This is a genomic window from Acinetobacter endophylla, from assembly GCF_053543775.1.
On record NZ_JBLVOM010000009.1, the window covers coordinates 15010 to 40436 of the forward strand.

At 42.9% G+C, this 25427-nt stretch carries 18 protein-coding genes, 1 rRNA gene and 1 pseudogene; 11 read left to right on the forward strand and 9 right to left on the reverse strand.

The window, feature by feature from the left end:
• Positions 1-506 precede the first annotated feature (506 nt).
• The 4 genes from dnaA to gyrB all read left to right on the forward strand — a co-directional run bounded on the left by dnaA (position 507) and on the right by gyrB (position 6777).
• Positions 507-1883: a chromosomal replication initiator protein DnaA gene (gene dnaA / locus ACNPNW_RS01520; protein ID WP_005104955.1), complete on the forward strand. Its 1377-nt coding sequence runs from the start codon at positions 507-509 to the stop codon at positions 1881-1883.
• A 109-nt stretch (positions 1884-1992) separates the two neighbouring features.
• Positions 1993-3141, forward strand: a complete 1149-nt coding sequence (gene dnaN, locus ACNPNW_RS01525; protein ID WP_004647129.1) for a DNA polymerase III subunit beta — start codon at positions 1993-1995, stop codon at positions 3139-3141.
• Positions 3142-3169: 28 nt separating this feature from the next.
• Positions 3170-4249 carry a DNA replication/repair protein RecF gene (recF, locus tag ACNPNW_RS01530; protein WP_114541696.1) on the forward strand — a complete coding sequence of 360 codons (1080 nt, stop codon included), beginning with the start codon at positions 3170-3172 and terminating at the stop codon, positions 4247-4249.
• A 56-nt stretch (positions 4250-4305) separates the two neighbouring features.
• The gene (gene gyrB, locus ACNPNW_RS01535) at positions 4306-6777 is read left to right on the forward strand and encodes a DNA topoisomerase (ATP-hydrolyzing) subunit B (protein ID WP_005245546.1); all 2472 of its coding nucleotides are present in this window, start codon (positions 4306-4308) and stop codon (positions 6775-6777) included.
• 1143 nt (positions 6778-7920) lie between these two features.
• Here gyrB and ACNPNW_RS01540 read toward each other — a convergent pair.
• Together ACNPNW_RS01540 and ACNPNW_RS01545 are read right to left on the reverse strand one after the other, a co-directional pair.
• Entirely contained in the window at positions 7921-9084 is a 1164-nt protein-coding gene (locus tag ACNPNW_RS01540) for a zinc-dependent alcohol dehydrogenase (RefSeq protein WP_448766439.1), read from the reverse strand.
• Between the two features lie 341 nt (positions 9085-9425).
• Entirely contained in the window at positions 9426-11357 is a 1932-nt protein-coding gene (locus tag ACNPNW_RS01545) for an ATP-binding cassette domain-containing protein (RefSeq protein ID WP_448766440.1), read from the reverse strand.
• A gap of 217 nt (positions 11358-11574) precedes the next feature.
• On the opposite strand from ACNPNW_RS01545, the gene ACNPNW_RS01550 reads away from it, so the two are divergent.
• The 4 genes from ACNPNW_RS01550 (at position 11575) to erpA (ending at position 15503) form a co-directional block, all read left to right on the forward strand.
• Positions 11575-12579 carry a putative solute-binding protein gene (locus ACNPNW_RS01550; protein WP_005094847.1) on the forward strand — a complete coding sequence of 335 codons (1005 nt, stop codon included), beginning with the start codon at positions 11575-11577 and terminating at the stop codon, positions 12577-12579.
• A 254-nt stretch (positions 12580-12833) separates the two neighbouring features.
• The gene (locus ACNPNW_RS01555) at positions 12834-13844 is read left to right on the forward strand and encodes a putative solute-binding protein (protein WP_005268232.1); all 1011 of its coding nucleotides are present in this window, start codon (positions 12834-12836) and stop codon (positions 13842-13844) included.
• A gap of 194 nt (positions 13845-14038) precedes the next feature.
• The gene (locus ACNPNW_RS01560) at positions 14039-15046 is read left to right on the forward strand and encodes a putative solute-binding protein (protein ID WP_005104964.1); all 1008 of its coding nucleotides are present in this window, start codon (positions 14039-14041) and stop codon (positions 15044-15046) included.
• Positions 15047-15167: 121 nt separating this feature from the next.
• On the forward strand, positions 15168-15503 hold the full coding sequence (erpA, locus tag ACNPNW_RS01565; protein WP_004281944.1) for an iron-sulfur cluster insertion protein ErpA: 336 nt from the start codon (positions 15168-15170) through the stop codon (positions 15501-15503).
• A 56-nt stretch (positions 15504-15559) separates the two neighbouring features.
• Here erpA and ACNPNW_RS01570 read toward each other — a convergent pair whose 3' ends face one another.
• From ACNPNW_RS01570 to ACNPNW_RS01595, 6 genes and pseudogenes are all read right to left on the reverse strand, one after another.
• Entirely contained in the window at positions 15560-15937 is a 378-nt protein-coding gene (locus ACNPNW_RS01570; protein WP_420937810.1) for a hypothetical protein, read from the reverse strand.
• Positions 15938-16042: 105 nt separating this feature from the next.
• Positions 16043-16951 carry a matrixin family metalloprotease gene (locus tag ACNPNW_RS01575; RefSeq protein WP_420937808.1) on the reverse strand — a complete coding sequence of 303 codons (909 nt, stop codon included), beginning with the start codon at positions 16949-16951 and terminating at the stop codon, positions 16043-16045.
• Positions 16952-17021: 70 nt separating this feature from the next.
• A pseudogene (blaOXA, locus tag ACNPNW_RS01580) lies at positions 17022-17856 on the reverse strand (OXA-134 family carbapenem-hydrolyzing class D beta-lactamase).
• A 146-nt stretch (positions 17857-18002) separates the two neighbouring features.
• Positions 18003-19943, reverse strand: coding sequence for a molecular chaperone DnaK (dnaK, locus tag ACNPNW_RS01585; RefSeq protein WP_071852338.1), 1941 nt, complete (start codon positions 19941-19943; stop codon positions 18003-18005).
• Positions 19944-20061: 118 nt separating this feature from the next.
• The gene (gene grpE, locus ACNPNW_RS01590; protein ID WP_004647116.1) at positions 20062-20610 is read right to left on the reverse strand and encodes a nucleotide exchange factor GrpE; all 549 of its coding nucleotides are present in this window, start codon (positions 20608-20610) and stop codon (positions 20062-20064) included.
• 1004 nt (positions 20611-21614) lie between these two features.
• Positions 21615-22115, reverse strand: a complete 501-nt coding sequence (locus tag ACNPNW_RS01595; protein ID WP_005104971.1) for a cell envelope integrity TolA family protein — start codon at positions 22113-22115, stop codon at positions 21615-21617.
• A 217-nt stretch (positions 22116-22332) separates the two neighbouring features.
• Between ACNPNW_RS01595 and ACNPNW_RS01600 the strand changes: the two genes are divergently transcribed.
• Positions 22333-23403: an alpha/beta hydrolase gene (locus ACNPNW_RS01600; protein WP_448766441.1), complete on the forward strand. Its 1071-nt coding sequence runs from the start codon at positions 22333-22335 to the stop codon at positions 23401-23403.
• A gap of 71 nt (positions 23404-23474) precedes the next feature.
• On the opposite strand, the gene ACNPNW_RS01605 is transcribed toward ACNPNW_RS01600, so the two are convergent.
• The gene (locus ACNPNW_RS01605) at positions 23475-24149 is read right to left on the reverse strand and encodes an acetoacetate decarboxylase family protein (RefSeq protein ID WP_005268228.1); all 675 of its coding nucleotides are present in this window, start codon (positions 24147-24149) and stop codon (positions 23475-23477) included.
• Between the two features lie 103 nt (positions 24150-24252).
• Here ACNPNW_RS01605 and ACNPNW_RS01610 point away from each other — a divergent pair, with 103 nt between their 5' ends.
• Together ACNPNW_RS01610 and ACNPNW_RS01615 are read left to right on the forward strand one after the other, a co-directional pair.
• Entirely contained in the window at positions 24253-24825 is a 573-nt protein-coding gene (locus ACNPNW_RS01610; protein ID WP_129718026.1) for a peptidylprolyl isomerase, read from the forward strand.
• Positions 24826-25253: 428 nt separating this feature from the next.
• A 16S ribosomal RNA gene (locus ACNPNW_RS01615) occupies positions 25254-25427 on the forward strand; the annotation flags it as partial.

The window sequence follows — 25427 nt, forward strand, 5'->3', positions numbered from 1 at the left end:
CAAGTTAATCACAAATTAAGTTATTGTTATATAAATATATATAAGTTATAAACAACTCTATCAACAAAGTTATCCACATGTTATCCAGAGTTTAAATTTAACTTACAGTTTTGAATTTAAATTTGAAGTTTTTTGAGTTATCCACAAAAACCGGTAATCTTATAAATAAATTCAAATTTATAAATTTAAATTTATTACTATTAGGGAGCACTTTTTCTATGGATAAGCCACTTTTTATTTATTTAAACATGAACTTATATTGTGGATAAAACTGTTTCTATTAATTTTATACTTTGTGGATAACTTTGTGATATATTTTATCCACAGCTTGCGGATAAACTTATCCACACTGGGTTTTAAATTTAAATTTATGCATGGTGATTTCTTTTTGCACAGTTTTTGTGGAAATTGCCATGACAGATGTGGATAACTTGGTTAGAATGGCGACCCGCTTTTGGTCGCGGTCATCTTTTTTGAATGAACAATGGAATGAATAGGGGATTCACATGCTTTGGACGGACTGCTTAAATCGCCTGCGACAAGAGCTCTCTGGAAATGTCTTTACAATGTGGATTCGCCCATTGGTTGCAGAAGAGCTGGAAGACAGCTTGCGTTTGTATGCACCTAATCCTTACTGGACGCGTTACATTCAAGAACATCATCTGGAACTGATCACGATTCTGGCAGAGCAATTGTCTGAAGGACGGGTACGCAAGGTCGAAATTTTAGTGGATTCACGTCCAGGGGCAATTTTATCTGCCAGTGAACAACCGGCGACTACGACTGCGGCATTGACTTCGATACCGATGCCGGTGCCGAAACCGAAGAAAGAAAAAGAAGACAGCGGCAAAAATAGCCGTAGACGTCAGTTGAATCCATTGTTTACCTTCTCGCTGTTTGTGGAAGGCCGATCTAACCAGATGGCGGCAGAAACCTGTCGCAAGGTACTGACCCAGCTGGGTGCTTCACAGCACAACCCCTTATTTTTATATGGTCCGACCGGTCTGGGTAAAACTCACTTGATGCAGGCGGTCGGTAATGCATTGTTGCAGGCCAAGCCAAATGCACGTGTCATGTACATGACCGCAGAAAGTTTTGTACAGGACTTTGTCAGCTCGTTACAGCAGGGCAAAGTCGAAGAGTTTAAGAAAAATTGCCGTTCTCTGGATTTATTACTGGTTGATGATATTCACTTGCTGGCCGGTAAAGAAGCCAGTCTGGTCGAGTTTTTCTACACCTTTAATGCACTGCTGGATGAGTCCAAACAGATTATTCTGACTTCGGATCGTTATCCTAAAGAACTAACCGAACTGGATCCACGTCTGGTTTCACGTTTTTCCTGGGGGTTGTCGGTCGGAGTTGAACCACCAGATATTGAAACCCGAATTGAAATTCTGCTGAAAAAAGCAGAAAGCAACCAGGTTGATTTACCACGTAACTGTGCGCTGTTTATTGCCCAGCAGGTGGTGGCTAACGTGCGTGAGCTGGAAGGTGCGCTGAACAAAGTGGTAGCGATTTCACGTTTTAAAGGCACACCAATTGATCTGGATGTAGTGCGTGAATCTTTAAAAGATGTGCTGGCAATTCGTGCCCGTACCATCAGTACTGAAAATATTCAGCGTGTGGTCAGTGAATATTTCCGGATTCCGCTGAAAGAACTGGTCGGTCCAAAACGTACCCGGATTTATGCCCGTCCACGTCAGCTGGCGATGGGTCTGGCACGTGAATTAACCGGCGACAGTTTTCCGGAAATTGGCATGGCTTTTGGCGGTCGTGATCACAGTACCGTGATGCATGCTTGCGAGAAAGTACAAAGCCTGCGTGAAGAGGATCCGATCTTTAACGAAGACTATAAAAACCTGCAACGTCTGTTGCAAAGTTGACCTAAATCGCTCAAATTCTATTCTTGCTATGCGGCTGCTTTTGCCGCATAGTAAACCGTCAAAAAAATCACTTTTTCTATATTAATCTTCAGCTTTAGAGGAATGCACCGTGCGTTTAAAAATCGCGAAAGAAAGCTTACTGAATGTTCTCTCACATGTCGTAGGAGCGGTTGAACGTCGCCATACCTTGAATATCCTGTCTAACCTGAAAATTCAGGTGACTACGCAAGCATTGACCGTGACCGGTTCCGACCTGGAAGTCGAACTGGTGGCGAGTACAGCACTGGCTGAAGGTGCATGTTTGCAGGAAGGCGAGACCACAGTTCCTGCACGTAAGCTGATTGATATCTGTAAGTCACTTCCTTCAGCGGCATTGGTGGATTTGCATATTACTGAAGATCAGCGCTGCATCCTTAAATCAGGCAACAGCCGTTTTGTACTGGGTACCTTGCCTGCTGATGATTATCCATTACTGAACACTGAAAACACCCAAGGCACACAAGTGACGGTGACACAGCGTGAACTTAAACGCCTGTTCGAAAAAACCGCCTTTGCCATGGCAGTTCAGGATGTGCGTTTTTACCTGACCGGTACTTTGCTGGAAATTGATGCCAATCAGCTACGTGCTGTGACCACCGATGGCCACCGCCTAGCACTGTGTGAAACAGCAGCACAATCCACTGCAGCACAGCCGATTCAGGCAATTGTGCCACGTAAGGCCGTTGCAGAATTACAGCGCCTGCTCAGCGTTGAAGATGAGCAATTATCTCTATTGATTGGTCGTGAACTGCTCAATGTGACCATCAATATGCCAAGCCGTGACAAGGAACAGGCGAACATTACCGTGCGTTTCACTACCAAGCTGATTGATGGTAAGTTCCCGGACTACCGCCGTGTGATTCCACGTGGGGGCGACAAAGTCGTGATGATCGCACATGACGTGTTCAAGCAGTCTTTGCAGCGTGTGGCGATTTTAAGTAATGAAAAACTTCGCGGTGTGTTTCTGAACTTCAATGCTGATTCTTTGCAACTTCGTGCCAATAACCCGGAGCAGGATGAAGCGATTGAAGACCTGGCGATTCAATATGCCGATTCACCGCTAGAAATGTCCTTCAATGCGCAGTATCTGATTGAAGTCCTCGGTGTGCTGGATGGCGATGATGTATCAATGACTATGACTGAAGCGAATCAGTCTGTCTTAGTACAAGACCCGGCGCATACTGATCAGACTTATGTCGTCATGCCGATGCGTGTTTAAGCCGCGGCTTCTGATATTCATATAAGACATGCATATTACGCGTTTACATATTGAGCGTGTGCGGAATTTAAAGACGGTTGCTCTCCACGGATTGCAGCCGTTTAATGTTTTTTATGGGCAAAATGGTTCAGGTAAAACCTCGATTTTAGAGGCGATTCATTTACTGGCTGCCGGTCGTTCCTTCCGTACTCATATTCCCAAAAATTATATCCAGCATGGCGCGCAGGATGCGATTGTATTTGCACAGTCTGCGACTGAAAAAATTGGCATGCAAAAAATGGCCAGCGGGGAGCAACTGATCAAGGTCAATGGTGATCTGGTCGCAACCCAGGGACAGCTGGCCAAACTGTTGCCCTTGCAGCTGATTGATCCGCAAAGCACCGATATTATCGATCATGGTGCTAAACCACGACGCCAACTCCTTGACTGGTTAATGTTCCACGTGGAACCAGAGTTTTATCATGCCTGGCAATATTATTCTCGTGCGCTGAAACAGCGAAATAGTCTGCTCAAAAGCAAACGCTTTCTCAGTCTGTCTGATCTGGAACCGTGGAACCAGATGCTGAGTGAATATGGTGAAATCCTGCACTCGCAACGTGTCGGGATTGTGGAACAATGGAAGCCATTTTTTGAAGATGATCTGAAACAGTTATTACCTGAATTGCAAGTCAGTCTGGAATACAGTCCGGGCTTTCATAGTGAAACCGGCCTGCTAAATGATCTGACCAACCAGCATGAAAAAGACTGTGAGCGACGCTATACCGAATATGGCCCACATCGCGCAGATTTGCGTTTAAAGACCCCGATGGGGGATGCTGATGTGATCCTGTCGCGCGGGCAGAAAAAGCTGCTGATGATCGCACTAAAACTGTCGCAAATCGCAATGCTACATTCTTGTAATAAGGAAACTGTGGTATTATTAGATGATGTGACAGCAGAATTAGATTTAACCGCACAACAACGTTTAATTGAGCGATTGAGCCAACTTGGTAGTCAAGTTTTTATTACCACCTTAGACCATGAATCAGTACAAAAGCACTTACATGATTTGTCTATCTCATATCAGTTATTCAGTGTTGAAAACGGTACAGTTCAAGTTGTGCAATAATATTTTTTGAGTTTTACCCATCTTTGGATAGACCTATTTTTCACTAGGGAGAAACCATGAGTTCAGAAGATCAAGCTGCTTCTCAAACAGAACAAACCATTGAAAAGGCTTATGATTCCTCTAGCATCAAGGTATTACGTGGTTTAGACGCAGTCCGTAAGCGTCCGGGCATGTACATTGGTGATACAGACGATGGTACGGGCCTGCACCACATGGTGTTTGAAGTAGTCGACAACTCGATTGATGAAGCCTTGGCAGGCCACTGTGATGAAATTATAGTGACGATCCATGAAGATGAATCGGTTTCAGTTTCTGATAATGGTCGTGGTATTCCGACCGACATTCACCCTGAAGAAGGTGTGTCTGCAGCAGAGGTGATTTTAACCATTCTGCATGCCGGTGGTAAGTTCGACGACAACAGTTATAAAGTGTCTGGCGGTCTGCATGGTGTCGGTGTTTCCGTAGTCAACGCACTGTCTGAAAAACTCGAATTGACCATTCACCGTGCCGGTAAAATTCATGAACAAGAATACCGTCATGGCGATTCTCAATATCCATTAAAAGTAGTGGGCGATACCGATAGAACCGGTACTCGTGTCCGTTTCTGGCCAAGTGCCGAGACTTTTAGTCAGACCATTTTTAATGTTGATATTTTGGCGCGTCGTTTGCGTGAACTGTCGTTCCTGAACGCAGGTGTGCGTATTGTGCTGCGTGACGAACGCATTAATGCCGAGCATGTCTTTGATTATGAAGGTGGTCTGTCTGAGTTCGTTAAATATATTAACGAAGGCAAAACTCACCTGAATGATATTTTCCATTTCACTGCTGCACAGGCCGATAACGGTATTACGGTAGAAGTCGCATTGCAGTGGAATGATTCTTATCAGGAAAATGTACGTTGCTTTACCAACAACATCCCGCAAAAGGATGGTGGTACGCATTTGGCCGGTTTCCGTGCTGCGTTGACCCGTGGTTTAAACAACTACATGGACAGCGAAAATATCCTGAAAAAGGAAAAAGTTGCGGTATCGGGTGATGATGCGCGTGAAGGCCTGACTGCCATCGTGTCAGTCAAAGTACCTGATCCAAAATTCTCTTCACAGACCAAAGAAAAACTGGTGTCGAGTGAAGTTAAAACGGCTGTTGAACAGGCCATGAACAAGGCATTTTCTGAATATTTATTGGAAAATCCACAAGCAGCCAAAGCGATTGCTGGCAAGATCATTGATGCAGCACGTGCGCGTGATGCAGCGCGTAAAGCACGTGAAATGACACGTCGTAAGAGTGCGCTGGATATTGCCGGTCTTCCAGGCAAACTGGCCGATTGTCAGGAAAAAGATCCAGCTTTGTCTGAACTGTACCTGGTCGAGGGTGATTCTGCAGGTGGTTCAGCCAAGCAAGGTCGTAACCGTAAAATGCAGGCGATTTTACCACTGAAAGGTAAGATCCTGAATGTGGAACGTGCCCGTTTTGACCGTATGATTTCCTCTGCTGAAGTCGGTACGCTGATTACCGCACTCGGCTGTGGTATTGGTCGTGAGGAATATAATCCGGACAAACTGCGTTATCATAAAATCATCATCATGACCGATGCTGACGTCGATGGTTCACACATCCGTACGCTGCTGTTGACCTTCTTCTTCCGTCAAATGCCAGAACTTGTGGAACGTGGTCATATCTATATTGCCCAGCCACCACTGTACAAGCTGAAAAAAGGCAAGCAGGAACAGTACATCAAGGACAATGATGCACTGGAAACTTACCTAATTTCGAATGCGATTGATGAGCTGGAACTGCATATCAGTGCAGAAGCGCCTGCGATTCGTGGTGAAGCACTGGCAAATGTGATTGCTGATTATCAGACTTCCCAGAAGAGCTTGGCACGTTTGACCCAGCGTTATCCTGCGAGTCTGCTTGATGCACTACTTTCACTGGAAGGTTTTAAGCTGGATCAGCTGGAAGACAAAACCTATGTGGAAACATGGGGTGAGAATCTGCGTGCAGCGATTGAAGCCATTCAGCCAACATTACGTCCAGAATTAACCCTGGAGCGTTTTGAAAAAGAACTGGCAGATGGTCAAAAAACTGCAAGCTGGTTGCCACGTATCACGATCTATGTACATAACTTGCCACATAGCTACCTGTTAGACTCAGTACTGTTAGGTTCAAGTGAATATGCACGTTTATTAAAGAACTCGAAGAGTTGGTTTAGCCTGCTTGAAGAGGGTGCATATTTACAAAAAGGCGACCGCAAGATTCAGGTTAGCAATTTCCATCAGGTTTGGCAGCATATCTTGCAGGACTCACGTCGTGGCATGATGATCCAGCGCTATAAAGGTCTGGGTGAGATGAATGCGGAACAGTTGTGGGAAACCACCATGGATCCAGACAACCGTAACATGCTGCAAGTGACAGTTACCGATGCGATTGAAGCGGATCGTATGTTCTCTTGCTTGATGGGCGATGACGTAGAACCACGTCGTGCTTTCATTGAAGAAAATGCCTTGAATGCAGATATTGATGCATAACCCTTCAGGATAAAATCAGATATAAAAAAGCGCCTTTCGAGGCGCTTTTTTTAGACCAATTTTTTTACTCATATCCTGTGAGCTAGGCAAAATAAAGTAATTTTGGACCGATTTTTAGATATGGAACGGGTTCATTTAGGTTTTAAAAAGCCAAGTTGAGTAAGCCAAATCGACTCTAAGAAAGGGTTTATGTATAGAGATTACCAACTCGGGAGAATACCTGAAATCTGGAGTGAATCTATCGTTATAAAAATGATCTGCATCAGAACTTCTAAAATAATTTTTGAATAGGAAAGTGAGTTAGAAAGACGTTCTTTATACGATGAGAAGTTTGCATGCAGTTCACGACACTAGGTGAAAACTGGATCAGTCAAAGTGGTATTAGAGGAATATAAATGCAATAAAACTGATCAAATATTCAGTTTGGATTTGGCTGAAAATAATAAATACTCCCCCATGTAGAAAAACTAAGTTCTCAATCACTTATAAAAAATTTGGTGTAATAAATTAAAGAATACGTGAGTGATATTGCTTTAAGTGTGTAGTAATCCTGATCAAATATGTGGATAACTTTGAAGTTATCCGTAATTTTTATGTGAATAAGATAATATTTTTCCACAAACTTTAATCCATGTATTAATTCTTCATTTTAAATTCAAATTTAAACTCTCTTGTCTTGTGGGTAAGTGTTTTTAAATTTAAAATGGCATTTTAAATTTAAAAGGGATTTGGCGAGATATCGCTAGTATGACCAGACGATTCCTTGGATTGGTTTTAAAATAAAAAATTATTATAAATTAAATACTTGTAAATATAGTGTAGTTTCTCTAATCATTACCGTGGAACATATTTTTAATTAAAAATTCAGGATGTAGCTAAACTACATAATTGATTTAATAATCAAGTGAACTTTCATTTTTATTTAAAATCATACTTTTATCGATTTTTGCTTAACTTTTTTATTTCTCATTTTTGAGTTATTTCTTGATTTCATTATTGAAAATCGGGCATTTCTTTTATTACTCGATAGAAAAGAGGGAGGGAATCGCTGAAATGATATTGATTAGGAACAAGAAAAAGAGGATTGATAAAATGACGATGAAAAATAAAAAAGCGCCTGACGGCGCTTTTTTTTAATCATATTTATGGTGTTAGAATGACTTTACGACAGTCTTCTTCCTTTTTATCAAAAATACGGTAACCTTCCGCAGCATCTTCCAGTTTCATGCGATGGGTAATAATCAGATCTGGAGACAGATCTCCATTTTCAATATGTTCTAGCAACTGCGGCAAGTAATTATGCACATGGGTTTGTCCCATTTTAAAGGTCAAACCTTTGTCAAAGGCATCACCAAACAGGAAGCCATGAATTGGACCGGCATAAACTCCAGGTACACTCACCACACCGCCGCGACGGACCGCTGCAATACATTGTCTTAGCGCTGAACCACTCGAACCTTCTAATTTCAGGTTGGTCATTACGGTTTCCAGCATGCTACCTTTGGCTTCAAAACCGACCGCATCAATGACGGCATCGACTCCACGATAACCCGTGGTATTTTGAATGATAAATTCAGCGGCATCGACTTCATCAAAATTGACGGGAATTACCCCATAGGTTTGATGCGCGAAACGCAAACGGTAAGGGTGGTGATCGACCATAAATATCTGCTCGGCACCGAGCATCCGCGCGCAGGCAGCAGCCAGCAGACCGACCGGGCCAGCACCATAAATCGCCACACTGGAACCTCGACCGACTTGGGCATTATTCACTGCTTGCCACGCAGTTGGCAGAATATCGGTCAGGAATAATACTTTTTCATCAGGCAGGGAACCCGGCACCTTAAATGGTCCGACATTGCCTTTGGGGATCCGTACATATTCAGCCTGACCACCCGGTATACCACCATACAGATGGCTAAAGCCAAATAAAGCTGCCCCTGGTGGGATCTGTTTTTTGTTGAGAATTGCACCACGACCGGTATTGGTATTTTCACAGGCAGCCATGAGTTCATGTTCACAGAAAAAACAGTGACCGCATGCAATCACAAAGGGAATAATCACCCGGTCACCTTTTTTGACTTCGCTTACTTCTGGGCCGACTTCTTCTACAATTCCCATAAATTCATGGCCGAAAATATCACCGTCTTCAGTGGCCGGGATTTTTCCCCGGTATAAATGCAGATCTGAGCCACAGATGGCGGTGGCTGTCACCCGTAAAATAACGTCATCTGGTTCCTGAATCACTGGATCTGGAACGGATTCAACTCGTACATCCCGAGCACCATGATAGGTAAGAGCACGCATGCGGATTTCCTCTCTCTAGTTCAACATTAAACAGACTCGTAGCAAGGCTGCCAAAAATTAAAAAACACTTGTATTAGAGCCTTAGGATGAAACAGTGCGCTGTAAATTAATGTATGAAATAAGGCATCCAACTGTTTAAAAAATAAACTTATATAGGATTTACGTAATTTGTGACCTTATGTGTCGAATGAGTAGAAAAGAATCGAATTAAAGAAGCATCTAGACATAAATGAAAAAATACAGAGGTGAAAAGGTAAGAGAAAACATTAAAAATAGTGAATAAAAAAGAGATGAACAACGTTAGTCATTCATCTCTTATCTTGAATCTTAGTGGAAGAGTTTTAGAAAGACTGTTCCAGACTTTCCAGTTCCATCATCAGTTCCAGCATCTGTTCTTCGGCTGTTTCCAGTTTGGCTTTGAGCTCAGTTTGCTCATTCATCAGTTTCAGCAAATCATTTTTACGTGATGCTTCGTATAAAGCACTGTCACCCAGCAGGTTTTCAATTTCAATCAGTCGCGGCTGTAGTTTGGCCATCTGTGCTTCGCATTTTTCAATATTCTTGCGAATCGGACGACTTAGTTCCCGCTGGCGAGCAGCTTCCTTACGTTGTGCTTCCTTGTCCAGTTTGGAAATAGTCGGTTTGACTTCGACTTGGGATTTCACCGGTTCTGCTGGCTTTTGCCCATTTTTAATCATCTCAATACGGGCTTGGCGTAACCAGTCAGCATAGGCAGTAAGATCACCATCAAACTCACGGCATTGACCATTATGTACCAGTAGCAGTTCATCACAGACGCTGGCGATGAGCTGACGTTCATGCGAAACTAGAACTACCGCGCCCTGAAAATCTTGTAAAGCCATAGTCAGTGCATGACGCATATCCAGGTCTAAATGGTTGGTCGGCTCATCCAGAATCAGTACATTCGGACGCTGCCAAACAATCAGTGCTAGGGCCAAACGTGCACGTTCACCGCCTGAGAAGCTTTCGCTTGGCGTATCCATACGTTCGCCACTAAAACCGAAACTACCCAAGAAGGAGCGTAGACTGGCTTCACTGATTTTTTTATCTGCGATACGTGCCAGCTGTAACATTGGGCTGGCATTACCATCCAGTGCATCCATTTGATGCTGGGCAAAATAACCAATATTCAGTAATTCTGAATCTTTCCGCAGACCCTGAATCAGTTTCAGGTCACCGACCAGCGATTTAATCAGCGTGGATTTACCGGCACCATTCATCCCAAGCAAACCGATCCGGCTGTTTGGCGTGATCTGTAAATTTACATTGGTGACAATCAGCTTGTCGCCATAACCAATATCGGCATGTTCCAGTTGCAATAACGGCGAACTCATTTTGGTCGGTTCACGGAAACTGAAGGTAAATGGCGTATCGACATGGGCTGCAGATAGTTCCTGCATTCGTTCCAGCTGTTTGATCCGGCTCTGTGCCTGTTTGGCTTTGGTCGCTTGCGCTTTAAAACGGTCAATATATTTTTGCAGATGCGCGCGGGTTTCCAGCTGCTTTTCATACGCCTGTTGCTGCTGCGCTAAACGCTCACTACGGGTGCGCTCAAAAGTCGAATAGTTACCGGTATATAAAATCAGTTCCTGATTTTCGATATGTAAAATGTGATCGGTAATCGCATCGAGGAAGTCCCGGTCATGCGAAATCAGTACCAGCGTACCTTCATAGGCTTTCAGCCAGTCTTCGAGCCAGAGAATTGCGTCCAAGTCCAGATGGTTGGTTGGTTCATCGAGGAGCAGTAAGTCTGATCGGCTCATCAGGGTACGTGCCAGATTCAAACGCATACGCCAGCCACCGGAAAAACTTGAAACATCCAGTTGTGATTGATGTTCAAAGAAGCCCAGACCCGCCATCAATTGCGAGGCTTTGGCAGGAGCTGAATAACCTGAAATTTCATCAAAACGGCCATATAAATGCCCTAGTTCTGCATCATCCAGTTGATCTGGCTGCTCAAGTTTCTGCTGAATCTCCCAGTATTCTTCATCACCTGATAATACGAAATCAATGGCTTTCATATTCAGCGCTTTAATTTCCTGAGCCATATGCGCCACGGTCCACACCGCAGGACGGGTCAATGAACCCGTATCTGACTCCATGCCGCCCAGCAAGGCTGAAAACAGGGTTGATTTCCCGGCACCATTGACACCGGTTAGGCCAATTTTCCATCCTGGGTGTAACTGCATCGACGCTTTTTGAAATAAAACACGTCCACCGCGACGTATAGATAACTGGTCTAACTGAATCATTGAGAAATCAAAGCTAAGAAATAAGATGCGCCTATTCTAAAGGAAAGCCCTGTGAAAATGAAAAATCTTACCGGTTTTGCTGAAATGATTGTGCTTTTCATCTCTGTCAATTCATCTGGGATAGACGCATAAGTTGAGTAAAAGCTCTATTTTATGCATGAACAGTGGTTTATAGTTCAGGCTGATGGAGCAAAAAATATCATAGAGTCAAATAAAAATGAAAAAGGGATGTTTAATTTTATCGGCACTGGGCATTTTGGTGTCGACTTCAACTCAAGCCAGAGTGAATGTCTGTGTTTTTGATTTACTGGGGAAATCTGGTGAGTCTTACAAACTGCTGGAGGAATGGGCGCTGGCAGCAAAAGGCTGGGGTGCCGAAATTCAGCTAAGCGCTTATCAGGATGAAGCCAAGGTCGATCAGGACGTCAAAGCCGGAAAATGTGATGCCTTCTATATGACCTCAATGCGTGCCCGGGCTTATAACAAATTTGCTGGATCGATTGATGCAATTGGCGGCGTGCCGAATAATGACATTGCCATGAAAGCCATCAGCTATGTACTGGATAAACGCAATAGCAAACGCCTGATCACCCAGATTGGCAAAGAAAAATTCGAAGTGGCGGGTATTGGTCAGATTGGCCCAGCCTATATTTTTGTTCGTGATCGTACTCTAAATAAACTGGAACAGGTCAAAGGCAAGAAATTTGCCGTGCTGCATTATGACTATGCGCAAAAAATCATGGTCGACCGGATTGAAGCAGTACCGGTCATGTCGGAAATTTCCAATTTTATTCGCAAGTTTAATCAGGGCGAAGTGGATATTGTCGCTGCACCGGCTTATGCATTTAAACCGCTGGAATTACAGAAAGGACTAGGCCGTCAAGGCGCAATGATTAATTTTCCGGTGATTAATGTCACTGCTGATCTGATTATTCGTCAGGAAAAGTTTCCGGCAAGCTTTGCCGCACAATCCCGAAACTGGTTTGTGAAACAGTTACCGCGCAGCTTTGCCATGGTCAAGCGCATGGAAGCTGAGATTCCAAGCAAATATATTCTGAATCTAAGCCGTGAAGATCGTGTGGCCTACCAAAAGATTCTGCGTGATGGGCGGATCGATTTAACCAAACAGGGGATTTATGATCAGGGCATGATGAACGTATTGAAACGCGCGCGTTGTACGGTAGAAAGAACCAATTTTGAATGTTCGATTGGTGGCGAATAAATCTGAAATCATGTATATCTTTGTAACTATATCTGGGTAAATGTAATTATAAGAAAGCAGTTTTAAATATTAAGATATTGATATTTAAATATATATTTAAAAATAACTTAGGCAACTATTGCTGATTTATCTTTATAGGCCAAAATGCCGGTTTTAAATGGAGTAAATGCTCTATTTTTTTTAATTAAACTTGCTTAATATTTGTCCCGTGTACGGACACTCAGCGAATAACAAGATTTCAAAGGATAACTACAATGAAAAAAACACTCTTATCATTGGCTGCATTCTCTGCATTTGGTTTTGCAAGTGCGGCGCATGCAGAAAAAGTCGATATCTGTGTGTTTGACTTACTGGGTAAATCCGGTGAGTCTTTCCAGATGGCACAAGAATGGGCACTGGCTGCAAAAGGCTGGGGCGCAGAAATTAATCTGATTGCCCGTCAGGATGAAGCGGTTGCCGACAATGACTTCAAGGCCGGTAAATGTGATGGCGTGTTTATGACCGCCATGCGTGCCCGTCAATACAATAAATTTGCCGGTTCTATTGATGCACTGGGTGGTGCACCAAGTAATGCTATTGCCCAGCGTGCGATCAGTTTTGCTCTCGACAAACGTAATGCAGGCAAAATGGTGACCAATATGGGCGGCAAAAAATATGAAATTGCCGGTATTTCTCCGCTGGGTTCGGCATTTATTTTTGTTCGTGACAAAAATATCAATTCGATTGAAAAGGCTGCAGGTAAAAAATTCGCAGTACTCGGCTATGACGATGCCCAGAAAATCATGGTACAGCGCGTCGGTGCACAGGCCGTCATTTCCGATGTGTCCAACTTTGTGGCCAAATTTAACAATGGTCAGGTGGATATGGTGGGTGCGCCTGCCTATGCCTACAAGCCATTAGAAATCTATAAAGGTCTGGGTAATAACGGCGCGATGTTTAATTTCCCGGTGCTGCATGTGACGTCTGATTTTGTGATTCGTCCAGAAAAATTCCCCGCAGGTTTTGGACAGAAATCGCGTGACTGGTTTATCAAAAACCTGCCAAAGAGCATGGCCATGATCAAACGTCTGGAAGCCGGTATTCCGTCGAAATATAAAATGAACCTGAACGTTGAAGATAAAACCAAGTATCAGAAAATGTTACGTGATGGCCGGATGGACATGACCAAACGTGGAATCTATGATGCCAGCATGATGTCAGTATTAAAACGTGCCCGTTGTTCTGTCGATAAGGCCAACTTTGAATGTTCAATGGCTGGCGAATAATCTGATTTTTAAAGCAAAAAGCTTAGAGTGATCTAGGCTTTTTTTATGGCTGAACCAGGTCAGATCTGCCATTGTGCAGCAAATAAAATAGCTTAAGCTTAATCTAAATATTAAATTCGAATGTTTCATATAAAAAACAATCACATGTGACTAAAACTTCAATAACAAAAACAAGCGATAAGGAAATGAAGATGATGCATAGAGGATGGAAAGTACTGGCATTGGCTACAGCGACACTGGCTGTTTCAGGTCTGGCGCAAGCCAAACAGGTGATTTGCGTATTTGATCTGGTCGGTAAAAACGGTGATGTCTATAGTGTGATGAAAGACTATCAGTTGGCGGCCAAAAACTGGGGGGCAGATGTCGAATTGCGGGTGAATACCAATGAAGCCGTGGTCGCAGAAGATTTTAAAGCCGGGAAATGTGACGGCATTAGTGTGACTGGAATGCGTGGCCGTCAATTTAACAAGTTTACCGGTTCTCTGGATGCAATCGGGGCTATCACCGATCTGAATCTGGCGGTTAAAGTCATGCAGGGCCTGGCCAGTCCCACCTTCGCCAAACAAATGCTGCAAGGTAAATATGAAATTGTTGGAGTGATTCCGGTAGGTGATGCTTTTCTGTTAGTGAACGACCGCAGTATCAATACTGTTGCCAAAGCAGCCGGTAAAAAAATTGCGGTACTAAGCCATGACGAAGCACAAAAAATCATGGTACAGCAGGTTGGTGCACAAGCAGTGAGTGCCGAAATCAGCAATTTTGCCAGTATGTTTAACAATGGTCAGGTGGATATTATCGGTGCACCAGCTGCAGCATTTAAGCCTTTAGAATTACATAAAGGGTTGGGTAGTAAAGGTGCGATTGTGAATTATCCGGTATTGCAGGTTACAGGTAATATTATTATCCGTCCTGATAAATTCCCGGCAGGATACGGACAAAAATCACGTGAATGGGTCAAGAGCCAGTTACCACGTGCCTTTGGTATTTTGGGTAAAATGAAAGCGGATATTCCTTCGAAATACTGGATGGATATTCCTGCGGCAGATAAACCAGGTTATCAGAAAATGATGCGGGATTCCCGAATTGACCTGACCAAACGCGGCGTTTATGACAAACGCATGATGAAATTGCTGTGGCAATTCCGTTGCAAACAGAATCCGACAAATTTTGAATGTGCCTTACAGGATGAGAACTACAAATAATCCTGATAAAATTACTCTGATTTGACTTTTAATCTGTAGAGACTGACCATATATTGAGTGTGCTATACTTAAATATGGTCTTTTCTTTTTAAAGACATTCCATTCAACAGAGGAATCCGCCATGAATGCCCAAGCGCTTGTGCTCACCGACAATGCCGCAAATAAAGTACGCCAGTTGCGTGACAGTGAAGGTAACCAAGACTTAATGCTCCGTGTCTATGTGACCGGTGGCGGCTGTTCAGGTTTCTCTTATGGCTTTAACTTTGCAGAAAGCCAGAATGAAGATGATGCAGAATTCGCCAATGGCGATGTTAAAGTCCTGGTCGATTCACTGAGTTATCAGTATCTGGTTGGTTCGGTAGTAGATTATTTAGAAGGTCTGGAAGGCTCACGTTTCGTGGTACAAAACCCGAATGCGACCACGACCTGTGGTTGTGGATCTTCATTCTCGATCTAAATCCATGCATAAAAAAAGTCCTCTCAATGAGGACTTTTTTTATGCATGGAAAAAGTTTAGCTATCCAGTTTTACCGCTTCAAGCAGGTCAAAGATCACGCTGGTGACATCCTGATTCAACTCGCGGTTATTAAAAATTTCATAGGCGCTAATGGTAATGTCGGTATCACTTGGTAACAGACGCTGTTCTTCTTCGATCAGGTCATTAATCGGCAATAAGGTCTGTTTGATTTCCAAATGCAGAATATCTTTATATTCCAGATTTTCATCGTCGAGTTCAATCAGTTGTTCATTGAAATAAGGCAGCAAAATCGAATGAAGATAGGGTTGGATGTCCTCGATATCAAAGATCTCGATATCACGGGTTTCATCAATCGTACTAATGTGGTCATTTACTTCAATTAAAATATGGTAGTAACTCACACGAATCTCCAAAGATGGCCTAAACAATGTAGCCAATCACAATAACATGAAATCAGAATAGAGTGTTTTTTATAATACTTATACACTTAAATTAATTAAGGAATTCAAGCTGATCATTTAACGGTTATAAAGCAAGGTCTTGTCTGCAGGTCGCAGCTGGAAGTGTTGCAGATTCTGTTTACCCAGCACCGGATACATCAGTGCTTCCGGGTCATTATGGTGATACAGACCCAAGGCATGTCCGAGTTCATGTGCCAGAGTCAGGCGGAGATCATCTTCTGCATCAAATTGATAGACATGAATTTGATTGCCCATAAACACACCTTTATGAAATTCGCGGGCAGGGAAACGCTGTTGGGCTTGAATGATATTCTGTTGATGATTTTGCAGACCATGTTGATGCATGGAAACATTCATATTAAAGGAACTTTGCTGTTCCTGCAGGTATTGAAGTTCCCGTTGAAAATTTTCCGATTTACGCTGTAAAGCCAAAACTTCATATTCAATTTGCTCACGCTCATAAGCAGATAAATTCGGCTGACGGCGTCGTTGCTGTAAGGCCTGAAATTCACTATTGATCTGATCTCTTTGCTGGATCAGGCGTTGCTGCTGACTTTCCAGATGCTGATGGGATGCTTCCAGGTTTTTGACCTGACGTTGATACTTGGCGTCATCTGCCAGCAACTGTTTTTCGACTTTCTTTAAGGCATCATAGTCTTGCTGGCGCTGATCATAGATCAGGTGAATACTCAGCCTAGCATTTTCATCATAGACCATCAAATCGTCACGATTGCTTCCCTGATGCCAGATCTCGATGGCTTCCTTGCTCAGTTGAATCACTTGATCTTTACTCAGTCCAAAGCCTGAATCGACCTGATCAATCCGGAAACGTAAGCGGGTATCGAAAGGATGAGTCAAACGATCAGCCAGCGAGTTATAGCGCAGTTGAGGATGGGTTTTGGCCTGCATATGCAGATAGGCAGACATGATCAATCCCACCACGAGCAGACAGAGCAGAAGACGCATATTTTTTATTTAAATGTTTATTTTTTAAAAATATAGCTTAATTTTAATGCCTTTCCCATGCTTATTTGCATCATCCTTCAGCTTTTGGATAAAGCCCTAATTCGGCCAAAGCCTGCTGCAAAATTTCAAGGCGGATCGCCGGATCCATACCATTTTGCATCTGCATATTCAGTGAAAATGACACGATCTCGGCTTGCGGTGTTTCAACCCAGCCGGTAAGCCAGCCGACTTGAGGTTGTACATCCATGCCCCAACCGGATTTGGCATATAGGCGATAAGCTTGCCGTTCCTGTAAAAGTAACATGGCTTTAACTTGCTGCTGGACTTGAGGATCAAAGGCCAGTTGCTCTCGGGCTAGAGCAGAGACAAATTCGACTTCCTGTTTTGGAGTGATTTTCAAAGGGCCTACCAACCAGAAGTTATCGACCTGTTGACCAATCTGCTGATTACCAAATTGGATGCGTTGTACTTCCTGTTGCATCAGTTCAAGGCCAATACGACGCGCCAGTTCCTGATAGACGGGTACAGGCAGACGATTGCATGGCTTCACCGAGAGTCATATCTTTTTCCCAGGCTGAAAAACTGCGTTTCTTGCCATCCCATTTAAAAATCTCATTGGTTGTGGCTTTACCATGTTGTAGACCAATCAGGACATTGAGCATTTTGAAAGTAGAGGCTGGAACATATTCGGTACCTGCACGGCTTAAATCATTGTCATAGACCTGTATCTGTTGATCACGCTGAATCACTAAAATTCCAGAAGTCTTGGCTTGATCAAATAATTGGGCAATGGCTTGGGTAGATTGAGTTGAAGTGCTTTGAAAAGAGGGGGGAGATGAAACGGGCAGGCTACACGCCGTCAGGCCCAAGCAACTTAGTAAAGACAGCAAAATCAGAATTTTCATGAGTTCAGGGTATTTTAATGTTTGATTTAACTTAAACAGCTTTTCCTGAAAATACGATCAAATTTTGGTAATTTTTATTTTATTCCTTCAAGTTGAGACATAAAAAAACCGCGCTTTCGCGCGGTTTTTTTAGTTAAACCGACAAATTATTTCTTGTCATCTTTTACTTCAGTGAACTCAGCATCTACAACGCCGTCGTCCGCTTTTTGAGATTGACCTTCGCCGCCTTGGAATGCGTTTGGATCAAAACCTTGCGCACCGCCTTGGCCTTGCGCTGCTTCATATGCACGTTGTGTAATTGGCATGATGATGTTTTGCAGCGCTTCAGTTTTCGCTTTGATCTCTTCAACGTCATTTTCTTTGGTTGCAGCTTCAAGCTCAGAAACCGCAGTTTCGATTGCAGTTTTTTCGTCTGCAGTCACTTGTTCACCAAGATCTTTCACTGCTTTTTGTGAAGAAGCAACTAAAGCATCCGCTTCGTTGCGTGCTTTTGCAAGCTCTTCAAATTTACGGTCTTCTTCAGCATTCGCTTCAGCATCTTTGATCATTGCTTCGATTTCAGCATCAGACAAACCTGAGTTTGCTTTAATCTGGATCGATTGCTCTTTACCAGTGCTCTTGTCTTTCGCAGATACTTTCAAGATACCATCAGCATTGATGTCGAAAGATACTTCAATTTGTGGCACACCACGTGGCGCAGGTGGGATGTCGCCTAACTGGAAGTTACCCAACAATTTGTTTTGCTGCGCCATTTTACGTTCACCTTGGTAAACTGAAATGTCTACAGCAGGCTGGTTGTCCGCAGCAGTTGAGAACACTTGAGATTTCTTTGCAGGAATCGTGGTGTTTTTCTCGATGATTGCAGTCAACACGCCGCCCATAGTTTCAATACCAAGTGTCAACGGAGTTACGTCAAGTAGAAGTACGTCAGTTTTGTCACCTGAAAGTACCGCACCTTGAATCGCAGCACCCATGGCTACTGCTTCGTCAGGGTTTACGTCTTTACGTGGCTCTTTACCGAAGAATTCTTGAACCTTCTGTTGAACCATTGGCATACGAGACTGACCGCCCACCAGGATTACGTCAGAGATGTCAGAAGTCGAAAGACCCGCATCTTTAAGCGCAATACGGCAAGGTTCAATGGTACGCGCAACCAGGTCAGCAACCAGACCTTCAAGTTTTGCACGTGTTACGTTGATCACTAAGTGTTTAGGACCAGTCGCATCAGCAGTGATGTATGGAAGGTTGATTTCAGTTGCATTTGAAGAAGAAAGCTCGATTTTCGCTTTCTCCGCAGCTTCTTTTAAACGCTGTAACGCCAGTGGATCTTGTTTCAGGTTAAAGTTTTGTTCTTTCTTGAACTCTTCAACCAGGAACTCGATTAACGCGTTATCGAAGTCTTCACCACCTAGGAATGTATCACCGTTAGTCGACAATACTTCAATTTGCTGGTCGCCATCAAGGTCCGCAATTTCAATGATTGAAACGTCGAAAGTACCACCACCCAAGTCATAAACCGCGATTTTACGATCGCCTTCTTTCTTGTCCATACCAAACGCAAGTGCCGCAGCAGTTGGCTCGTTGATGATACGTTTAACTTCTAAACCTGCAATTTTACCTGCATCTTTAGTTGCTTGACGCTGTGCATCGTTGAAGTAAGCAGGAACAGTAATAACAGCTTCAGTTACGGTTTCGCCCAGGTAATCTTCAGCAGTTTTCTTCATCTTTTTCAAGATTTCAGCAGAAACCTGTTGTGGCGCCAATTTTTTGTCGTTGACATCAACCCAAGCATCACCGTTGTCAGCTTTGATGATTTTGTAAGGAACCAGACCGATATCTTTTTGTACCGCTTGGTCTTCATAACGACGACCGATCAAACGTTTGATCGCGAACAATGTATTTTTCGGATTCGTTACTGCTTGACGCTTTGCAGATTGACCTACCAGAATTTCGCCATCTTTATAGGCAATAATAGATGGAGTGGTACGCGCGCCTTCAGCGTTTTCGATTACTTTAACTTTGTCGCCTTCAAGTACTGCAACACATGAGTTTGTAGTACCTAAGTCAATACCAATGATTTTAGCCATTTGGATGTTTCCTCTAAAATTTTTTTGTGATTTACACTTGTTATCCGATATGAGAGCCGTTCGATTTTTTTCAAGTAAAATTTTTGAAAAATTTCACAAACTCCCGAATTTATTTGGCTTAAGCGCCGACCATCACCATGGCAGGACGCAATAAGCGACTGTTAAGCGTGTAGCCTTTTTGCAAAACAGTCCCAATTTCATTTGCTTTGGCATTTGGATCAATCCCGACTGCCTGGTGCAGGTCAGCATTGAAACCGTTGTTGGTGTCTACTGCCACAACCCCAAATTTCTCCAAGGTATGCAATAAAGATTTAAGCGTCAGTTCAACGCCTTCACGCAATGGTGTTTGCTCTTCACCTGCAGCCACAATGGCACGCTCCAGATTGTCGACTGTTTCTAGAAGCTCTTTAGAGAACTTTTCCAGAACCGTATCTTTATGCTTTTCAGATTCACGCTGAATACGTTCAACACTCTTTTGTGCTTCATAGACTGCATTGGCGGTACGGGCTTTTTCTAACTTCAAGTCACCTTCAAGCTGCGCAATCTGCTCTTGTAAAGACTCAACGGAAACTTCAGCCTGCTCGGTTTCAGCTTGAGTTTGCGCTGTATCTTGTTCCGCTTGCTCTTGCTCAAGTTGTTGAGCTTGCTCGTTTTGCTCAGTCGCCATTGATTTACTCCGTTTAAATGGGTTCTTAAACATGTACAGTCCTTAGGCCTCAGTGTTCACTGCGTTTATGCTGAACTGCCATGGTTGTGAAGTTCTTGATTACCTAAAGAAATCGGGGCAGGGTGTAAAAATTCAAGCGTCGACCCAGATTAAATTTAAGATTTATGCAAAATACTGAATCCAGCGGACAGCAGAACAAGCTATTCAGAACACAACAACAGGATGGGATGAGAATAAAATACACGGGTATAAGCAGCCATGAATCCGGATTTTGAGCTAAATAGATTTAATTCGCGACTAAATCTAAGAATTAAGTATTTGAAAATAAATATAAAAAATGAATAATCGTATTTTTGAATCAAATTAATAATTTTAATCCGTTTTAAGTATGGGTAAAAAAATTGCATTATATTTCTATTAACAGCGACCTTGTTCAGAGGAGAGAGCCGAACCGGGTTGCTGTTGCCCTATTTTAAAGTTGCTTTTTTCAAGCTGAGTATCCCCAAAACTCAGCTTTTTTTTGCCTGTTTATTTATTAGACATAAAAACGATTAATATCTAAGCAATAAAGTCTTTCACAATAGATGAACTTTTAGTTAATATTTATTCCAGATTCTATCGCTGTAGTTTCTTCTTATTTTGAAATGTGTTTTCGTGGCTTATCCTGTTCTCTAGATAAGCCTTTTTTTTGCCTAGAATTTACCGATTTTGAATTTGTTGGAATCAGTTGTCTCTATTTTAGCGTTATGTAAGATAAAACTTACAGCTTGGATAGTGAATCTCGGCTTCATCAGAGCCAGTTGATCCGATAGGATAATTTATGTAGAGAACAGGATGTTCTGGTTGAATTGCTGAGAAGCATAAGCGAAGTGGAAGTTCGTTTAACATAACCCTCTACAAAGGCCCTAAAGAAATTTTCTTTAGGGCCTTTGTTTATCAGGAAGCTATCTTTTTCGATTTAAAAAGCTCAGTCTGGGCTTTTAATAGAGAAGACAATTCAAGTCTTAATCACGACGATCGCGTGAGCGTTGTTCCTGATGGCGTCGGTTGTCATTCCAGCGTTGATTAGAACGGTTTTGCTGGACTTTTTTACTGCGCTGATCTGTTGCACGTTTACGCTCCAGATCCTGACGACGTTTACGTTCTGCCTCTACCTGTTTTTGCCGTTGCGTCATGATATTTTTACGTTGCTGTTCATGGCGCTGCCGTTCCAGTTGGCTTTTACGTCGATCCAGCTCTAACTGTCTTTTACGATCCTGCTCCCAATTGCGACGTTGTAATTCCTGTTTACGTCGATCCAGTTCAATGCGTTTGCGTTGCTGTTCATATTCCCAGCGTTGCCGCTCATAGCGATGATCTTGTTCATAACGCCGGTCCAGTTCATAGCGACGGTCATAACGCTGATCATAGCGGCCATCATAATAGCCACCATCTTCAGGAAATGCGACGCAGCCTACAGCTAAAAATGCAGTCGCCAAAGACAAAGCTATAATTTTGCTAGCCATAGGCATCCTCCCGATTTGCAATAAAAAATATACTTAAGCTCGCAAAAGTACGTCAAAAATAACCTTTAAACGGTCAATGACATCTTCTATAAATGAGGGTAACGTATCGGACAGAAGCTATATGTACATTGATATTAAGACTTATATAAGAATATGGTCACTGAAACGCTAATCGTGTAGAAACTATGAAGAATTAAGAGAATAAGGACTAAAAATAATGACTGTGAATCCTCCGGTTCTGAAAAGTGTGATGGAAAAAGGACAAGGGACGGCAGCGCGTATGCTGGACCGCTTACCTGGTATTGCACAGGAAACATTGGTTAAGGCCCTGGATTATCCTCATGTCTATCCTGATTTAGACCCTTTGGTTAAATGCCTGATGGCCATCCAGATAAAACAGGGGCATAGCAGTTTTATCAGTGAGGATCTCGCACATTCGCGCACATTGTTTGATGCACGTATGAAAGCCATCCGGGCTAGACCGACCGCGGTCAAATTTGTCGAAGAGCTTCGCCTTCCTCTACAGAGTGGCAGCATCTTTGCCCGGCATTATCATCCAGCTCCACAAAAGAAGTTGCCGATGGTGATTTTTTATCATGGCGGTGCATTTATGGTGGGCGGTCTGGATACTCACGATGAATTCTGTCGCTTGCTGGCAGTGCATGCCAAAGTACAGGTGTTAAGTGTGGCTTATCCGCTGACGCCAGAATTTAGTCCCTTACAAATGGTACAAGTCTGTGAAGATGCCTTGGCTTGGGCACATCAGCATAGCAAGCAGCTAAAAGTCTATAAAAATCGCATTGCCGTGGCAGGGGACAGCGCAGGCGGGAATCTGGCTACTGTCGTGGCACAGCGCAGTGCCGGTAAATCTTATGCCGCACGAGCACAGCTTTTGCTTTATCCGGCGCTCGACTTTAAAAGTCGCCATCCTTCTTTTTATGCTTATAAAGATGGACTGGTACTTTCGGAGCAGGATATTGATCTGGTGACCTTCATGTATGCCCAAACTCATCAGATTGAACTGGATGACCCACTGATTTCGCCGACCTATGGTGAATTGCAGAACTTGCCGCCGAGCTATGTAATTACTGCACGTCATGATGTTCTGCATGATGAAGGTTCAATCTATGCACATAAACTACGTCAGAATGGCGTGAGTGTTCATTATGATGAATATACCGATCAGGCACATGGTTTTATCAATCTGACGCCGATCTCCCGCCGTGCCAAAAAATATGTGATTGAGATCAGCAAAAACTTCCGCAAATTCTGGGACAAAAATAGTTAAATCGAAAGCATGAATGCAAAAAGGTGTTTCTCATGAAACACCTTTTTTTATAGCTAAGTTTTTATCAGTCTTTACACTTTGCTACTGATCTGCGCTTCAGGAAAGATCAGATTGAATTTGGGGACATAAAAGCTTTGCAGCAATTTGGCTTTGGAAAAATCTGGAAATATATTCTCGGCATCTTTCCACTCTACTTGTGAGAGTTTGGAGAGATGACCGCGGAACTGTGGACTAAACTGAAAACGCTGCCCTTTCCAGGCTTGCTGGATTTTCAACATAGACGCTGGAATATGATGACTATTAATATAGAACTGGCGTGCAGATTTAGTTTTCTTCAATCGAATCGTCATATGCTGGTTCTGGTGCTGAATCTGACACAGTACTTCCTGATCCTTTTCCTGCCATTCAAACTGCGCATGTTCTTTGGGAATGCCCCATAAATGCTGACCATGTACCACAGACTCATGGGTAGATACATAAATTTTAGGAATCGAGCTGAGGCGCCGTTTACTAATTAAAGGATGGTCCAGAATCAGTAACTCATCATAAGGGCCAATCGGCGAGGTGTGATAACGCACCAATAAGACTTGAATCATACGACCCAGTGGAGAAGGGGCAATACGGAACTGTTTTGCTTGCTCAATAAAGCTGGGGGTCAGCCAATAATTCAGAATAAAACCCTCACCCTGCAAACGCCACGGTGGAAACTGGTGGATATTTTGCTCCTGTAATAATGCATGCTTCATTCTTATTCTCTTGTCTTTAGTCGGCAGGTCACTGCATTATGAGTTATAAAAGATTAATATATAGTCATTCACAACCATTACTTCTAAGTAGATGAGTTAATAAATGTTAAAGAAATCATTATGTGTCATCGCACTTGCTGCGGTCAGTCTGCCTAGCTTTGCTGCAAATACAATTATTGAGATGAAGACTTCATCTGGAAATATTGAAATTGAACTCTTCAATGACAAAGCCCCAATCTCGGCAAAGAACTTCGAAAGCTATGTAAAGAGCAACTTCTATAAGGACACGATCTTTCACCGCGTCATTCCAGGCTTTATGGTGCAGGGCGGTGGCTTTGATGTGAACATGCAGGAAAAAGCCAATACCAAAGCACCTATTAAAAACGAATCGTCGAATGGTCTGCAAAATAAACGCGGTACTTTAGCCATGGCCCGTACCAATCAGCCGGATTCTGCCCGAGCACAATTCTTTGTGAACCTGGTCGATAATGATTTCTTGGATCGTTCTGCTAGAAATGCCGGCTATGCGGTATTTGGTAAGGTCACTAAAGGCATGGATATCGTCGATCAGATTGCCAAAGTACCGACCCGAAACTATGGAATGCATCAAAATGTGCCGGTGAACCCTGTAAAAATCACCAGTGTGATGATTAAAGCACCAGTCGTGAAAAACTAGGCATAGAATAAAGCAGAAATATTTAATTTATATTTCTGTTTTAAAAATATGTACTTATGTAATGTATTGTATGGAATTGAACCAATTTGGTGCATAAAAATAAAACACTCGTGATTCCTGTGCGTTAAAAGCGCTTGCACGTGTAAGAAATTGCCCTATAATGAGCACATACCGACGAGATAGACGGAAACGAACGAAGCGGATCGCTGAGTTGTTAAGTATATCGAAGTCCAGCTTCTAGCACTGACGAGGTGTTAGAAAGATCATTAAGAGATTATGAAGAACAACTTGTGTGGATTTTTACTGGTTGATTGATCGAAATTATTTTCATTGATTGATGGTAGAAATTACTCGAAGTTTATTTGAGAAATATTTGTCAGAAAATTGATGAGCCAAGATTGGCACCCTTTAAGGTGCTACATAGTATTAAACTGAAGAGTTTGATCATGGCTCAGATTGAACGCTGGCGGCAGGCTTAACACATGCAAGTCGAGCGGGGAAGAGTAGCTTGCTACTTTACCTAGCGGCGGACGGGTGAGTAATGCTTAGGAATCTGCCTATTAGTGGGGGACAACATCTCGAAAGGGATGCTAATACCGCAT

What these genes read in the sequence shown, in the direction of transcription:
- ACNPNW_RS01575 (WP_420937808.1), bottom strand. Translation starts at nt 16,951, where the DNA reads ATGCGTCTTCTGCTCTGTCTGCTCGTGGTGGGATTGATCATGTCTGCC.
- ACNPNW_RS01540 (WP_448766439.1), bottom strand. Translation starts at nt 9,084, where the DNA reads ATGCGTGCTCTTACCTATCATGGTGCTCGGGATGTACGAGTTGAATCC.
- ACNPNW_RS01595 (WP_005104971.1), bottom strand. Translation starts at nt 22,115, where the DNA reads ATGGCTAGCAAAATTATAGCTTTGTCTTTGGCGACTGCATTTTTAGCT.
- dnaK (WP_071852338.1), bottom strand. Translation starts at nt 19,943, where the DNA reads ATGGCTAAAATCATTGGTATTGACTTAGGTACTACAAACTCATGTGTT.
- ACNPNW_RS01555 (WP_005268232.1), top strand. Translation starts at nt 12,834, where the DNA reads ATGAAAAAAACACTCTTATCATTGGCTGCATTCTCTGCATTTGGTTTT.
- dnaA (WP_005104955.1), top strand. Translation starts at nt 507, where the DNA reads ATGCTTTGGACGGACTGCTTAAATCGCCTGCGACAAGAGCTCTCTGGA.
- ACNPNW_RS01610 (WP_129718026.1), top strand. Translation starts at nt 24,253, where the DNA reads ATGTTAAAGAAATCATTATGTGTCATCGCACTTGCTGCGGTCAGTCTG.
- ACNPNW_RS01600 (WP_448766441.1), top strand. Translation starts at nt 22,333, where the DNA reads ATGACTGTGAATCCTCCGGTTCTGAAAAGTGTGATGGAAAAAGGACAA.
- ACNPNW_RS01545 (WP_448766440.1), bottom strand. Translation starts at nt 11,357, where the DNA reads ATGATTCAGTTAGACCAGTTATCTATACGTCGCGGTGGACGTGTTTTA.
- grpE (WP_004647116.1), bottom strand. Translation starts at nt 20,610, where the DNA reads ATGGCGACTGAGCAAAACGAGCAAGCTCAACAACTTGAGCAAGAGCAA.
- gyrB (WP_005245546.1), top strand. Translation starts at nt 4,306, where the DNA reads ATGAGTTCAGAAGATCAAGCTGCTTCTCAAACAGAACAAACCATTGAA.
- erpA (WP_004281944.1), top strand. Translation starts at nt 15,168, where the DNA reads ATGAATGCCCAAGCGCTTGTGCTCACCGACAATGCCGCAAATAAAGTA.
- ACNPNW_RS01605 (WP_005268228.1), bottom strand. Translation starts at nt 24,149, where the DNA reads ATGAAGCATGCATTATTACAGGAGCAAAATATCCACCAGTTTCCACCG.
- ACNPNW_RS01560 (WP_005104964.1), top strand. Translation starts at nt 14,039, where the DNA reads ATGCATAGAGGATGGAAAGTACTGGCATTGGCTACAGCGACACTGGCT.
- ACNPNW_RS01550 (WP_005094847.1), top strand. Translation starts at nt 11,575, where the DNA reads ATGAAAAAGGGATGTTTAATTTTATCGGCACTGGGCATTTTGGTGTCG.
- recF (WP_114541696.1), top strand. Translation starts at nt 3,170, where the DNA reads ATGCATATTACGCGTTTACATATTGAGCGTGTGCGGAATTTAAAGACG.